Source organism: Corynebacterium canis (genome assembly GCF_030408595.1).
Taxonomy (GTDB): Bacteria; Actinomycetota; Actinomycetes; order Mycobacteriales; family Mycobacteriaceae; genus Corynebacterium; species Corynebacterium canis.
In genome coordinates, this window is sequence record NZ_CP047080.1 from 2,512,037 (window position 1) to 2,524,789 (window position 12,753).

Below are 12,753 nucleotides of genomic sequence, written 5' to 3' on the forward strand. Positions count from 1 at the left end.
GCCATTATTATTCTCAACGCGATCAATTCTATACCGAACTTGCCGGCCAAGAACCAAGGATGAGCTCTTCTTCAAAAGGGTACTCTGACAACGCCGTGTGCTTATCCCGCGAGCTATCCCAACCCACATAGATCGCTTTCGTCCCCTTCGGCACGGTCAGCCGCAATTCGATGGGGCCGAAACCTTCGTCCGCGTGCGTCGACGTGGACATATACCCCCACGCCTTGATCCCTTTACGAATCCACGAAAGTGTATCTGCGGCGTCGATAATCCTTAGCCACCACTGATAAGGTGCCCGCGCAGCCGATTAACCGCCCAAACGCAGGCTAGCGTTGGCAAGGGGTGATGCGCTTTCGAACTCCGTTGACGCTCCGTGAAATGGTCGGATTTTGCGGGTGGCACGAAAAGACCCCCAGTTATTGGGGGTTTGCGTGGTGCGCCCGGGGAGACTTGAACTCCCACGCCCTAAGGCACTGGAACCTAAATCCAGCGCGTCTGCCAATTCCGCCACGGGCGCCTCATGGGAGCATTTTACAGAGTGAGGCGGAAGGATCAAACCCGGCGTTTTGCTGAGGCTGATACCCTTATGCACTGTGAGCAACATCCGGCCTCGGCGCATTGTACCTATCGTCTTTTTGACCCTCGCGGTGCTGGCGACGTTTGGTCTTGCCTATTGGCAGTGGACGCGTTTCCAGTCTGGCAGCGGCACGTTCCAAAACCTGGGATACGCCTTGCAATGGCCTGCTTTCGGCGCGTTTTTCGTGTACGCGTATCGGAAGTTCAATCAGTACGAGTCTGAGGTGAAGGAGACCGGCGTCTCCCCGGTAGAGCGGGAGCAGCACGAGGCCAAAAAGCGCGGCGTGGTCACGGAGATCGATGCGTCGGTGTTGCCGCAGCGCCCCACCATGGATATTGAAACGTTTAATCGCTTGAACACGCCCACGCGGCGTCGGAAGCGGCAATCAGATGAAAGCAAGGATTAAGGAACTGTGACTGTAAACCCCGAACGCGCCCGCCGCGTCGCCCAGGCTTTGAAATTGTTTTCTATCGCCGCCTGGGTCACCGGCGTGTGGCTCCTTATCCTGTGCGCTCGTATGGTCCTGCACTACATCGTAGGCATAGAGATGCCGGCGTGGGCGAACATTATCGGCCAATTGCACGGTTTGTTCTACATGCTGTACCTCGTGGCCACCCTGAACCTGGGCACAAAGGCCCGCTGGGAACCGACCAAGTGGATCACCACGGCGCTTGCGGGGACGGTGCCGTTCTTGTCGTTTGTGGTGGAGGCGCGACGTCGTAAAGAAGTCAGCGCGGCGTTCAACCTCTAGCGTTCAACCTCTAGTTCGACTGACGGCGGCGGTGGGGAGCAACGCCAAAAACGTCAACATCGCGGCAGCCATGCACACCGTTTTCAGCGATGTGCCTAGGCTCGCGGCGGCAGCGATGCTCTCGGGGAATTCTGGGAAGCCCACAACCATAGCGATAATGCTACAATTCTCTAGGTAATCGAACGCAGCGCCGATCACGGGGAGCGCCGCTAACCAGCGCAGTTTTTGCGCGCCGCGCCACCGCTGGGCCGTCAGCTGCAATAAATAACGTATCGCTCGGAACAGTGCATACCCGTATAGCGCAGGGAATACCATGTCCAGGGCGCTATAAAAGTACAGGTAGTAAAAGCTGCCGTCGTCGCGCAGGCTACTTAGCCATATGAAGGCCTCGTCCTCGGTGTAGCGCAGCCGCATGCCCAGCGGAACGCTAGGACCCGTGTACGCCATGAGCTCGGGAATGGCGTAGAACAGTAGTAAGCAATAGAAAAGGTATGCGGATAACAGCCAGATCGCCAATGAGTGAACGTTGGGCGCGAACCTCTGGTAACTCATGTTCTACACCCTAATTTATCGTCGAACATTGAGGCACCACCCACACATAAGTTGCGCGGCAGACAAGCCCCCACTAACACCCCTCACTAGCGCCCCTCACCAACGCCCATCGCGCACCACAAGCACCCCCAAGAAGGGGCACCCTCCCCCGCTCCAACAAACCGCACCCTTGCAGCATATCGCGATTCGATATATGCTGACGGTAATCGATACCTTATACGAAACTAACCGCGCACGCCCGCTCGCAACCGCATTCAACGGCGCAATTGCGCGGAGGAACAACGAAGGGTTGACACATCCAATGCCTGAAGTGCACTGCCACTTGGACAAATTGCTAGCGGAACGCAATCTAACGCTCGCCGCCTTGGCGGAGAAAGTGGGAGTGACCGTAGTCAATCTGTCCATCCTAAAGAACAACCGTGCTAAGGCGGTCCGGTTTTCCACATTGATAGCTCTGTGCGAAGCGCTCGATTGCCAGCCGGGAGACCTATTCACTGTGAGGTAAGAGCCATGAAGAAGAAAGTCCTGGGCTGCTTCGGGGGGTTCGCAATCCTTTTCGTTGTGTTGGCGCTGGTAGGCACCTGGTTTTACGGTCCGCAATTGGGTGCCGCGTTGCTCGGCCGCCCGATTCTCATGGTGTCCACACCGCACCGCTACGCCACCTTCGCTTTTGACTTCGCCGAACGGCACGGCTTGTACGCGGATTCCCCCGAGTTCGCCGCGGCACGCGAGGCGGCGGAGGCCAAGCTTCCGCAGGCGGAGAGCGTCGCGGACACCCACGAACTGATCAACGATGTGCTCAAAGCTGCGGGCGGCAAGCATTCCCGCCTGGTGCCGCCGGCGGAAAACCAGCAGGGTACCAAGGAGAATTCGGAGTTGCCCACGGTGACCCGCCAGGATGATATCGTCCAGGCAAAAGTTCCGGAGTTGCTGCAAGGACCGATCGCCCAGGAGTACGCGGACACGCTGGCCGCGGGGTTAAGCACGCATGTCCCCGGCGCGTGCGGCGTGATCGTGGATTTGCGGGGCAATACGGGCGGCGATATGGGCCCGATGTTGGCGGGGTTGAGTTCCCTATTGCCGGACGGCACGGTGCTCACGTTTAGGCAGCGTGTGGGCTCCAGCGATGTGACTATTTCCGGTTCCTCCGTGGCGGGCGGCGGTACCCCCGTTACGGCGCAGGCGAGCGAGAAGTTTACGGTCCCGGTCGCCCTGCTTACGGATGACCACACGGCGAGCTCCGGGGAGGCCACATTGTTGTCCTTCCGAGGCCTGGATAATACCAGGTCATTCGGCAAACCCACGGCGGGTTACGCATCCTCCAATATGAACGTGAACATGCCGGATGGCGCGGCGATTCTGCTGACCAATGCGCAGGATGTGGCCCGCACCGGGGAGGCGTTTGCGGAGGATCCGATTGCCCCCGACGTAGACACGGACCAGCCTGTAGAGAAAGCAACGGAATGGTTGAAGCACGAATGCAGCTAGCCTAGTAGCATGAATCTCCCACTGATTGTGCTTGCTGGGGCCGGGGCTGTGTATCGGTATGGCCCGTCGCTCGGCGCCAGGTATTTTGGCCGCCCGTTCTATTTGATTAAGCCTTCGCCGCGCCGCTATTGCGAATTGGCGCTCGAATTAGCTATGCGCTACGGCATTGATGCCGCGTCGATGACCGCGCATAAGGGGCAGTTAGTTGCGCGTGCGAAGATGCCGCGCGCCCACAGCATGGCGGAGGCTCACGAGATTGCCGACGCCCTGCTTAAGGCCGCCGGCGGTAAACGTTCCGGCGTGATTGATTCGGCGCCCGCCCCGATTCCCACCGGGGTACCGAAGGTAGAGCGCAAGGAGAACACAGTGTTGGTTACCTTGCCGGGGTTTAGCGCCTCCGATTATGCGAACGCGACGTCGAAAAGCATTATCCGGGAGTTGGAATCCGGGGCGAAATCAGTGGTCATTGATTTGCGCGCCGCCCACGATGGTGAGCTGGCGGAAATGCTCGCCGCGGTGAGCCCCCTGCTTCCGGACGGCGTGGCGTTTTCCTACCGGGATAACACCAACGATCTCACCCCGGTGTCGCTGTTTTACGGCCAGGTGGATGACGGCGAATACCAGGCGGTGATCGACGGCAAACAGAAGTACACCGTGCCCGTCGCCCTGCTCATTGGGGAGCATACCCGCGGCACCGGGGAGGCGGTGGCCTTAGCGTTCCGCGGGCTGGTGGATACCCGCACCTTTGGCACCCCAACCTACGGTTTGACCTGCTGGAACGCGGTGTTTCCGATGCCGGACGGCACGAGCTTTGTGCTCACCACAAACACCATTTTGGCGCGCACGGGTGCGGAGTTCTGCGGCGAGCCGATCGAGCCGGATTCCCCCACGGCGGACCCAGTTACCGACGCACTCACTTGGGCCTCACTCCACGGATAGCGCGCTATTGTTTTCCGGCCCTACACCTTCGCCGCGCGCCGCCGCCTCCGCCGCGAGCTGCACCAGCACGGGCACCAGCAGGCCAAGCGCCTTGCCGCGATGGGAAAGCGCGTCTTTTTCCGCCGCGGTGAGTTCGGCGGAGGTGCGCGGCCGCTCGTCGCTTCCGGACACACGTTCGTCTTCCTCGGCGGGCACGAAGAGGGGGTCATAACCGAACCCATTTGCGCCTACGGGAGTGCGCACGAGGCGACCCGCCCACACGCCCTTTTCCACATACTCCTCCCCATCGGGGGTGACCACCGCGCACACAGATACGAACGCCGCGTTACGACGCCCATGCGGCACATCGCTCAACTGATCTAACAGCAATGCGTTATTCGCCGCATCATCGCCATGCTTACCGCTCCACCGGGCGGATAGCACCCCCGGCATGCCATTCAACGCCTCCACCGTAAGGCCCGAATCGTCCGCAATGGTGGTCACCCCGGTTTCCTTCGCCCCGGCCCGCGCCTTGATCAGCGCATTATCGGCAAAGGTGCGGCCGTCCTCCACCGGTTCCGGATAGCCCAGCAGGTCTTCCGAGGACACCAGTTCGATTCCCGCCACGCCGGCGGCGTCGAGGACGCGGCGGAGCTCCTTGAGCTTCTTGGGGTTGTGCGATGCGACGTGCAATAACATGATCTAGCTCTCCAACACGGCTTTCTGAAGGGCGATGAGTTCGGCGCAGCCCTTTTCCGCGGCGTCGAGAAGCGCGTTAAATTGTGCGCGGCTGAAGGTGTTGTGTTCGCCGGTGCCTTGGACCTCAACGAACTCGCCTGCGGCCGTCATCACCACGTTCATGTCCACCTCCGCGCGGGAGTCCTCCTCGTACGGGAGATCAAGGCACACATTGCCCTCGATAATGCCCACGGACACGGCGGCGACCGGAGGAAGCAACGGATTCCCGGTGAGTACCCCGCGCCGCCGAAGCTCCGCCACGGCATCGGCCAACGCGACATACGCGCCGGTGATCGCCGCGGTGCGCGTGCCCCCATCCGCCTGCAATACATCGCAATCAATCGCAATCGTGTTCTCCCCCAGCTGGCGCAAATCAATGGCCGCGCGTAACGACCTCCCTACCAGCCGAGAAATCTCATGCGTCCGCCCCTTCACCTTCCCCTTCAACGATTCCCGCGGCATGCGCTCGTGGGTGGCGGCGGGCAACATGGCGTACTCGGCGGTAAGCCAACCTTCCCCGGAGCCGACCTTAAACCGGGGGATCCGCTCCTCCACGCTGGCGGTGCACATCACCCGCGTATTTCCAAATTCAACGAGTACGCTACCCGCCGGATTGCTAGTAAAACCCCTGGTTATGGTGACGGGACGCAGTTCGTCGAGGGCGCGGCCGTCGGCACGAGAAAAATCAGTCATGCAAACACAGTACTACCCACCTCCGGCGCCCCACGCTTTACCGCCGCGCACGAGTAGATTCGATACTATGCTCCAATTGCGCGACGTCGCCCGCAACGGCTTGCTCAGGCCGGTCACCCTCACCGTCGGCCCCGGACAACGCATGGTGGTTGCCGGCCCTTCCGGCTGCGGGAAAACTTTGTTGCTGCGGAGCATCGCCGAACTCGACCCCCACGAAGGCACCGTGCTTCTCGACGCCCGCTCCTCCCGCACCTGGGGCATTCCCGCTTGGCGTTCGCACGTGATGTATATCCCGCAGCGGCCGACCTTTCCCACAGGTACGGTTCGCGCGGCGCTGCAAGCCGGGTTTGCATTTCGCGCCCACCAGGGGCGTTCCTATTCGGAGGCGCGCGCTTTGGAATTGCTTGATTTGTTGGGGCGGCCCGCGGAGTTGCTGGACCAATCGACGATGCGGCTTTCTGGAGGGGAATCCCAATCCATCGCCTTGGTGCGCGCCGTGCTGCTGGAACCCCGCGTCCTACTTGCCGACGAAATCACCGCCGCCCTCGATGCGGACCTAGCGCGCCGCGTGGAAACCTTCCTGCTGGATTGGTCCATCGCCGAGGACCAGCGCGCAGTGGTTTGGGTCGGCCACAACGATGCCGAAAACCAGCGGGTGGGCACCGCAGCGATCACATTGGAGAAAGCATGAATTTGGAGGCGGCCTTGGTGGATGCGGCCCTAGTGGAGGCGGCCCTAGTGGAGGAAGCGCTGGTGGAGGCTGTGCTGGTGGATGCGGCCCTGACGGAGGAAGCCCTGGTGGAGGAAGCATGAGCCTGACACAACTTGCGTTCGGGGCAGGTTTTATGCTGATTGCCCTGGCCTTTTCGATCGCACTGCGGCTTGGCCTGGAACGTTCCATTATCGTGGCCAGTGTCCGCATGACCGCCCAGCTCTTGCTGGTGGGAATGATCCTGACCTGGGTGTTTACCCTTTCCTCCGGCTGGCTGGTCGCCGGGATCGGGCTGATCATGACGGCTCTCGCCGCGCACGCTGCCGCCAGCCGGCCCGCCCGCAAATACCCCGAGATTCTCCTTGATAGTTTCCTCGCCGTCTTTGGCTCCGCCTACCTCCTCAGCGGCATCGCCTTGGTTGGTATCCTGCGCCCCGAGCCTTGGTTCAACCCGCAGCACGCCATCCCGATCTTGGGCATGGTGCTTGGCAACGCCCTCACCGGTGTCTCCCTCGCCCTCGACCGCTACACAAATGCCTTGGAAACCGAGCGCGACCTTATCGAAGGCAGACTCGCATTAGGTGCCACCCGGTGGGAGGCGACCCATACCCACTTCCGCGAAGCCATGCGCGCCGGCATGATCCCCACCCTGAACAGCATGGCGGTGATGGGCATCGTGTCCCTCCCCGGCATGATGACCGGCCAAATCCTTGGCGGTGCCGACCCGACCACCGCCGTCCGTTACCAAATCTTTATCATGTTCACCATTGCCGCTGGAACTACCCTCGCCAGCGTCTGGATCCTTACCCTCGCCTTCCTTCGCCTCTTCGACACCTCGCATCGCCTTCGCCTGGAGCGCCTCGTCGACCGCTAACCACACCCCAGCTATAGTTGCGCACAACCCAAAAATCCCCTCTAAGGCCTTGCGAGCTTCGCGCCCATACCTTTATATCCCCCAAATCACCTATGCGCGCCTTTCAACAGTGTACAACCTATCGGTCCGATCGGAGTTGAACGATGTCTACCGATATTTTTTACACCAAATTCCAGAAATCTGTGTAAAAAATATCGCGCCAGCGGCCTCAGCCGGCCCAGGATGATGAAAATTACACAGAATCCGCGTTTCGTGTGTAAAAAACTTCATGTACAGCACACAACCCAATCGGCCCCTCGACACCATCGTCCAGGCAGCCAGCCAACAATCCACACCCATGTCCCAGCGTTTCGACCCCCATGCCTCGGCGTCTCGACGCGCTTGCCCCGGCGTTTCGGCAATAATCCGCCGAAGTTGAAACTCGGGGTTTATTCACGGGGCTAATTTGGGCGAACAAGAATCCCGGCCGCTGCACATCTGCTGCTAGCCGCGTGCAGATGTGCCTGAGGCAGATCCTGCGTGGCCGCGTTTCCTCAGGATAATCCGGCCCGAAAGCGAGGCAGATCCTGTGCGGCGAGGCAGATCGTACATGGGCGTGTGGTGTGGAGTCCGGCAGTACACTCCGGCGGCGCACAACCGATGTCGTTTCCAGTGTTTTCCAAACGGCCGCTACCGATGGCGCGCAACAACGAGTCGGCCCAGGAGAATATTTTTGAAGCGTTCTTGGTCACTCAAACAAGGACTGTGAATGGACTCCCTCGCCCGGCAGCCCGCCGAATTAGGAGAACCCAACCCCGACTGCCAGTCGCTTAGGCGACAATTACCTGCCCGCCGACGGCTCACCTCACGTCGACCCCTAGCCTAATTCAATTTGGCCATAAATGTTTTACATGCCAATGTTTTCCAGAGAATCGCCGTAGCAACCCCGCTGAGCCCTCGAAATTTGGCACTCTTGTTGAACCATTGCCGAATTGCCTTTCGTGCCCCATTTTGATATGGTCGGTCACACACAACCTATCGTCCCATCCGGAGTTGAACGGTGTCTACCGATATTTTTTACATCAAAATCCCGAAATCTGTGTAAAAAATGTCGCACCGACGGCCTCAGGCGGTCCTGAGCGATGAAAATTACACAGAATCCGGGATTCGTGTGTAAAAAACCTCACGCGCAGCGCACAACCCATCGCTTCCGAGGCAGTCGAGCCGAGAACCCGACCGAGGTCGCGGAACCGAGGGCCCGACCGAGGGCCGAGGCGGACGTCCGAGCGAGGCGATTGAAGTGGGCGGTTAAAGAGTTAGGTGCCGCAGGGGGCGAAGGGTTTCCAATTGGATTGGCCGGGTGGGGCGGCGAGGAACTCCCGCATGCTTTCGGTAAGAACATCGAGGAGGGTTTTGCCGGTTTCGTAGCTTCCGTCTTGGGGTTGCACCGCGATTGCCACGGCTATGTCACCGCCGGCCCATGGGACCAAGGCGAATTGGCGGACCAAATACTTGCCATCGGGATCTGGACCCCAACCCCCTTTTACGGCAGTGTGTTCGATACGCCCGAGGCCGTAACGTTGCTCGCTGACCACATCACGCATGGCGGCTAAAACCGGGGCGGCTGCGGGGTCGCAACGCCAGCCTTCGAGGAATTTTGCCTGCCCGGCGAGATCCCAGCGCGTCTGCCCGAACACAGAGAAACCGGGTTGCAGCTGTTCAGAAGGCACTTGGGTGCGGCCATCACCGGCGCGATGGATCACTTCGGAGACTTTTAAGGCGGCCTGATCGGGCGTTCCGAGCGAGTTCCACATGGTGTCAGCGGCGTTGTTGTCGGACTCGCGTATCGCGGCGTCGATAAGCGGAGTGGATTCGGCAGAGTGTTCGCTTTGAAGGACGGCTGTGGCGAGCGGAACTTTGGCTGTGGACCATGCGGGGCCCTCTCGCAAGGCGCCGAATTGGGCAGCGCCTTCCTCGCCGAGGACAACGATGCCGACGCTATGGCCCTGGTGTTCGAGGTCGGTAACCGTGTCGTACACGTGCTCGATTCCGGGGTTGCTGGACACGGCGGTCGGAGCGGCGCTGGAGGATACGGTCGGACTCGGCGCAGACGTGGGCTTCGGGGTGCCGATCGTGCACGCCGTCGCGGTCGCCGCCGCCAGGAAAACGCTGATTAATTTGACACTATTGGAAATAGACATTCGCGTCGTTGCCACCTTGACAGTGCACCATCTGACCGCGCTTTTGGCAATGCATTGTGTAAATTCGACCCGTGACGGGGGAATAAGCATCCACGGTATGCATCCGCTCGGGCGGGGTGGAGTAACGCTGCAGGTATGCGTTATGAACGCTGTGCGCAAACTCGTCCGAAGTGGGACCGGACTTGTACAAATTAAGGTAGCTTCCCGGCGGATCATTACGCATTGCGTTTTCGTTCACCGGCACGGCATCTACCGGCAAATTCACAGCCTGATTCGCCGCCGAAGTGGGGGTGACGGTTTTCGGCGCACGAGTCGCCGCAGCCGCGCTAGATTGAGGAGCTTGCACGGAGGTCGTCGTCGCGGAGCCCGTGACCTTGCCCACGAAATCGGTCACGCTGCCCGAAAGGAAATAGATCGCGGTGCCGATGCCACCGGCCACAAAGATCACCGCAAGGACGGCCACAATAATCAGCCCGGCGCGCGAACCACCGGACGGTTGCTGTTGGCTGGGCATGGGTTGCGGGTAAAACGGCTGCTGCGGTTGGGGCTGCTGCGGTTGAGCTTGCGGCGGATTGTTCGGCACCCTGTATTGCGGCAGGTTATTCGGATTTGGTTGACCACCTTGGCCCGGATATTGGCTGCTCACCGTGTAGTTCTCCTCACGCGTGTAGTGAGATCATCGCCCGCGCGAAAATCCCACCGCTACTAAAATCTAATTACTAGCGGAATCCAAGCTTACCTTAAGGTTTATAAACAACCCCTGTGGCACTCATTCACAACCCAAAATAAACGCGACGCTCACCTAATAGCGCACGCGCAGACTATCACAGGAACGTAAACTCCATCCCGGGCCGCCCAATGGTCACCTTGCCGTCAAATTCGGCCTCAGCTGCGGTTTTAGCACCTTCGGGGTCGCCCCACGGCGGAATATGCACCAGCACAAGCTCGCGTACGCCTGCCTTTTGGGCGATGCGCCCCGCCTCGGCGCCGGACATGTGAATATTGGGTGTCATGCCCTCGCTGCTGGCGCCCCAGGTGGCTTCACATAAGAAAAGGTCGGCGGCCGCGGCGCATTCGATAAGTTCGTCGGTGTATGCGGAATCGCCAGAGTATGCGAGAACGGCACCGGTGTGGGGCTCTACCACGCGCATCGCATAAGACTCGATCGGATGCACGGTCGGGTAAGGGGTAATGCGCAATCTATCCACGATTTCGGATTGCCGCGCCACCCACGACGTAATGGCGAAACTATCGGACATATCATCGACGCCGTCGGGGTCGTCGCTCGAAAGCATCCCCAGGCGGTGGGTCGTATCCATGGGCCCGATACAAAGGTGGCGTTGCTCTGCGCGCGCGGTCGGATGGTACCGCCGCCACACCAGCAAGGAGGGGAAATCCAGGCAATGGTCCGGGTGGAGGTGGCTTAACACTACGTGGGTGTCGGAGGGGTTTTGAACCTCCTGCAGGCTGGCGAGAACGCCAGGTCCGATGTCCATAAGCACCGACGGGGCGTTGTCCACCGTGATGAGGTAGCCGGAGGCAGGATTGCCGGGCGCACTTAAGCTGCCGCTACACCCGAGAATGGTCAACTTCATACGGTTACTTTGCCACGAATCCCCCAAATGGCGTATTCAAATGGCGTGGAAGCCGCGAAGATTACATCCCTTCCAATAAACTTACTTCCGTCACATGCGGCCCAAGGAAGCGCTCCGCTAACTGGGCAAACAGGGCCGGATCACCCGTAGATTCGAATGTCCGCGTCGCCGTGTACCCCTCGCTCGCAAGCATGTCCCGTTCGCTCAGTATCCGCAGCACGTCCTTTGCAGTTTCCTCGGCGCTGGAGACAAGCGTCACATTGTCGCCCATGGCCAACTGGATCACCCCCGTTAGGAGGGGGTAGTGGGTGCAACCCAACACCAGCGTGTCTACCCCCGCCGCTTGCAGGGGTTCGATATATGCCTGCGCCACCCCAAGGATTTGCCTGCCGGAGGTGATTCCGCGCTCCACAAAGTCCACAAAACTGGGGCAGGGCTGCGCGAACACTTGTACGCCCGACGCCTGGGCGAATTGCCGTTGGTAGCTGCCTGAGTTGACCGTGCCTACCGTACCAATCACACCTATTTTCCCGTTGCGGGTGGTGGCGATCGCGCGCCGTACCGCTGGGTGGATCACGCCGAGGATAGGGACGTCGTAACGCATGCGCGCCTCGTCGAGGAAGGCTGCGGTTGCGGTGTTGCATGCGATAACGATGAGTTTGCAGCCGCGCCGCACGAGTTCATCGGCGATGCGGGTGGCGTGAGCGCGTACCGTCTCCATGGGCAATGGCCCGTATGGTGCGTGGGCGGTATCGCCGATATAAATGATCGATTCGTGCGGCAGCTGATCGACGATCGCACGCGCCACCGTCAGCCCGCCGACACCGGAATCGAAAATACCTATGGGCGCATTATTCACGCACCCCATCGTAGCGAGCTACGCCATATACACGTGCGCGCCCACCCCTCCCGTACAGTGCACAAACGAACCTTCGTCCGTGCATGTCATTTCGTAGGTCTTCCCCGTCACGGGGCTTTCCGCGGTCACCGTATGCGCGCGGGCCGGGGGTTTCGAATACTGCGCCAGGTACGCCTGATGCACGGCATTCGCAAATTCGTCCGAAGTATTGCCCGACTTATACAGGTTCACAAGATACCCCGCCTCCGCACCGTTGCGCGCCGCACTATTTACAGGTTCGACGCCGGGCGGCAGGTTCGCCTCAGTGGGCCGCGACCCCGGCGGCGCCCCCGGCGTAGTAGTACTGCTTTTCGACGTCGTGGTACTCGCCGTTGTTTTCGAAGTTCGCGGTGTGCTCGTGGTTGCGGTGGGCTTTTCTTCCTGGGTGGTTGATTGCGCCTGGGAGGTATCCGTGCCGCCGCTGATCGGGGGCTCTTTCATGGTCTGGTAGGCGAAGATCGCGGCGCTGATAAGGACGATAAACACCAGCACAGTAATAACGATCAGCGCAATGAGCATGGGGTTGCGTTGCTTGCGCCCGTAGGGTGGTTCCGCTTGATATGAGTCTGGGTAGCTGAAATCGTTGGAGGTGTTTACGCGATCGAACTGCATGGTCGGGTCGTTATTGCCACCGCCCCAATTACCGGTGGGCTTCGGGTAGCCATTGGTGGTCATCGCTGCATCCTGTTCCGCATATAAGGCTTAGGCCCTGCTGTTCCTACGAGTAGACCTGACAAAGAAGAGCTTGGCAAGACCCTGAGATCTGCGGAGCTAGCG

The 12,753-nt window shown here is 60.2% G+C and carries 17 protein-coding genes and 1 tRNA gene; 8 read left to right on the forward strand and 10 right to left on the reverse strand.

Annotated features, from left to right (window positions below; genetic code table 11):
• Nucleotides 1–28: 28 nt before the first annotated feature.
• On the reverse strand, nt 29–271 hold the full coding sequence (locus tag CCANI_RS11045; protein WP_345364437.1) for an ADP-ribosyltransferase: 243 nt from the start codon (nt 269–271) through the stop codon (nt 29–31).
• A gap of 161 nt (nt 272–432) precedes the next feature.
• Nucleotides 433–517 (reverse strand) — tRNA-Leu (locus tag CCANI_RS11050).
• 76 nt (nt 518–593) lie between these two features.
• Here CCANI_RS11050 and CCANI_RS11055 point away from each other — a divergent pair.
• Nucleotides 594–983, forward strand: coding sequence for a hypothetical protein (locus CCANI_RS11055; protein ID WP_246118221.1), 390 nt, complete (start codon nt 594–596; stop codon nt 981–983).
• A 6-nt stretch (nt 984–989) separates the two neighbouring features.
• Entirely contained in the window at nt 990–1,328 is a 339-nt protein-coding gene (locus tag CCANI_RS11060) for a DUF3817 domain-containing protein (protein ID WP_146324457.1), read from the forward strand.
• A 3-nt stretch (nt 1,329–1,331) separates the two neighbouring features.
• Here CCANI_RS11060 and CCANI_RS11065 read toward each other — a convergent pair whose 3' ends face one another.
• Nucleotides 1,332–1,880: a hypothetical protein gene (locus CCANI_RS11065; protein WP_146324456.1), complete on the reverse strand. Its 549-nt coding sequence runs from the start codon at nt 1,878–1,880 to the stop codon at nt 1,332–1,334.
• Between the two features lie 301 nt (nt 1,881–2,181).
• On the opposite strand from CCANI_RS11065, the gene CCANI_RS11070 reads away from it, so the two are divergent.
• Genes CCANI_RS11070 through CCANI_RS11080 form a run of 3 tightly spaced genes read left to right on the forward strand, consistent with a single transcriptional unit; the run spans nt 2,182 to nt 4,307 of the window.
• On the forward strand, nt 2,182–2,385 hold the full coding sequence (locus CCANI_RS11070) for a helix-turn-helix domain-containing protein (protein WP_146324455.1): 204 nt from the start codon (nt 2,182–2,184) through the stop codon (nt 2,383–2,385).
• Between the two features lie 5 nt (nt 2,386–2,390).
• A complete protein-coding gene (locus CCANI_RS11075) occupies nt 2,391–3,368 on the forward strand; it encodes a S41 family peptidase (protein ID WP_146324454.1) in 978 nt (325 codons plus the stop codon).
• A gap of 9 nt (nt 3,369–3,377) precedes the next feature.
• Nucleotides 3,378–4,307 carry a S41 family peptidase gene (locus CCANI_RS11080; RefSeq protein WP_146324453.1) on the forward strand — a complete coding sequence of 310 codons (930 nt, stop codon included), beginning with the start codon at nt 3,378–3,380 and terminating at the stop codon, nt 4,305–4,307.
• Here CCANI_RS11080 and CCANI_RS11085 read toward each other — a convergent pair.
• Together CCANI_RS11085 and rph are read right to left on the reverse strand one after the other, a co-directional pair.
• Entirely contained in the window at nt 4,293–4,985 is a 693-nt protein-coding gene (locus CCANI_RS11085; RefSeq protein WP_146324452.1) for a non-canonical purine NTP pyrophosphatase, read from the reverse strand. The genes CCANI_RS11080 and CCANI_RS11085 overlap by 15 nt on opposite strands.
• 3 nt (nt 4,986–4,988) lie before the next feature.
• Nucleotides 4,989–5,717: a ribonuclease PH gene (gene rph, locus CCANI_RS11090; RefSeq protein ID WP_146324451.1), complete on the reverse strand. Its 729-nt coding sequence runs from the start codon at nt 5,715–5,717 to the stop codon at nt 4,989–4,991.
• 67 nt (nt 5,718–5,784) lie between these two features.
• Here rph and CCANI_RS11095 point away from each other — a divergent pair, with 67 nt between their 5' ends.
• From CCANI_RS11095 to CCANI_RS11105, 3 genes are read left to right on the forward strand one after another with little or no spacing between them, the layout of a single operon-like run.
• Nucleotides 5,785–6,408 (forward strand): ABC transporter ATP-binding protein, encoded by a 624-nt coding sequence (locus CCANI_RS11095; RefSeq protein ID WP_186750250.1) that lies wholly within the window; start codon nt 5,785–5,787, stop codon nt 6,406–6,408.
• The gene (locus CCANI_RS11100; protein WP_281284995.1) at nt 6,405–6,530 is read left to right on the forward strand and encodes a hypothetical protein; all 126 of its coding nucleotides are present in this window, start codon (nt 6,405–6,407) and stop codon (nt 6,528–6,530) included. The genes CCANI_RS11095 and CCANI_RS11100 overlap by 4 nt, the downstream gene beginning before the upstream one ends.
• Nucleotides 6,527–7,303 (forward strand): ABC transporter permease, encoded by a 777-nt coding sequence (locus tag CCANI_RS11105; RefSeq protein WP_146324449.1) that lies wholly within the window; start codon nt 6,527–6,529, stop codon nt 7,301–7,303. Before CCANI_RS11100 ends, CCANI_RS11105 begins: the two co-directional genes overlap by 4 nt.
• A gap of 1,295 nt (nt 7,304–8,598) precedes the next feature.
• Here the strand turns inward: CCANI_RS11105 and CCANI_RS11110 are convergent.
• The 5 genes from CCANI_RS11110 to CCANI_RS11130 form a co-directional block, all read right to left on the reverse strand.
• A complete protein-coding gene (locus tag CCANI_RS11110; protein ID WP_146324448.1) occupies nt 8,599–9,483 on the reverse strand; it encodes a hypothetical protein in 885 nt (294 codons plus the stop codon).
• Entirely contained in the window at nt 9,467–10,129 is a 663-nt protein-coding gene (locus CCANI_RS11115; RefSeq protein WP_146324447.1) for a hypothetical protein, read from the reverse strand. Before CCANI_RS11115 ends, CCANI_RS11110 begins: the two co-directional genes overlap by 17 nt.
• 178 nt (nt 10,130–10,307) lie before the next feature.
• A complete protein-coding gene (locus CCANI_RS11120; protein ID WP_146324446.1) occupies nt 10,308–11,078 on the reverse strand; it encodes an MBL fold metallo-hydrolase in 771 nt (256 codons plus the stop codon).
• Between the two features lie 61 nt (nt 11,079–11,139).
• Nucleotides 11,140–11,937 carry a glutamate racemase gene (gene murI, locus CCANI_RS11125; RefSeq protein ID WP_186750243.1) on the reverse strand — a complete coding sequence of 266 codons (798 nt, stop codon included), beginning with the start codon at nt 11,935–11,937 and terminating at the stop codon, nt 11,140–11,142.
• An 18-nt stretch (nt 11,938–11,955) separates the two neighbouring features.
• Complete coding sequence (locus tag CCANI_RS11130; protein ID WP_146324444.1) at nt 11,956–12,651, reverse strand: hypothetical protein; 696 nt, start codon at nt 12,649–12,651, stop codon at nt 11,956–11,958.
• Nucleotides 12,652–12,753 lie beyond the last annotated feature (102 nt).

Bases quoted from the DNA above. Each gene is read 5' to 3' on its own strand.
- CCANI_RS11065 (WP_146324456.1), bottom strand. From the start codon at position 1,880: ATGAGTTACCAGAGGTTCGCGCCCAACGTTCACTCATTGGCGATCTGG.
- CCANI_RS11070 (WP_146324455.1), top strand. From the start codon at position 2,182: ATGCCTGAAGTGCACTGCCACTTGGACAAATTGCTAGCGGAACGCAAT.
- CCANI_RS11075 (WP_146324454.1), top strand. From the start codon at position 2,391: ATGAAGAAGAAAGTCCTGGGCTGCTTCGGGGGGTTCGCAATCCTTTTC.
- CCANI_RS11080 (WP_146324453.1), top strand. From the start codon at position 3,378: ATGAATCTCCCACTGATTGTGCTTGCTGGGGCCGGGGCTGTGTATCGG.
- CCANI_RS11085 (WP_146324452.1), bottom strand. From the start codon at position 4,985: ATGTTATTGCACGTCGCATCGCACAACCCCAAGAAGCTCAAGGAGCTC.
- rph (WP_146324451.1), bottom strand. From the start codon at position 5,717: ATGACTGATTTTTCTCGTGCCGACGGCCGCGCCCTCGACGAACTGCGT.
- CCANI_RS11095 (WP_186750250.1), top strand. From the start codon at position 5,785: ATGCTCCAATTGCGCGACGTCGCCCGCAACGGCTTGCTCAGGCCGGTC.
- CCANI_RS11100 (WP_281284995.1), top strand. From the start codon at position 6,405: ATGAATTTGGAGGCGGCCTTGGTGGATGCGGCCCTAGTGGAGGCGGCC.
- CCANI_RS11105 (WP_146324449.1), top strand. From the start codon at position 6,527: ATGAGCCTGACACAACTTGCGTTCGGGGCAGGTTTTATGCTGATTGCC.
- CCANI_RS11110 (WP_146324448.1), bottom strand. From the start codon at position 9,483: ATGTCTATTTCCAATAGTGTCAAATTAATCAGCGTTTTCCTGGCGGCG.
- CCANI_RS11120 (WP_146324446.1), bottom strand. From the start codon at position 11,078: ATGAAGTTGACCATTCTCGGGTGTAGCGGCAGCTTAAGTGCGCCCGGC.
- CCANI_RS11130 (WP_146324444.1), bottom strand. From the start codon at position 12,651: ATGACCACCAATGGCTACCCGAAGCCCACCGGTAATTGGGGCGGTGGC.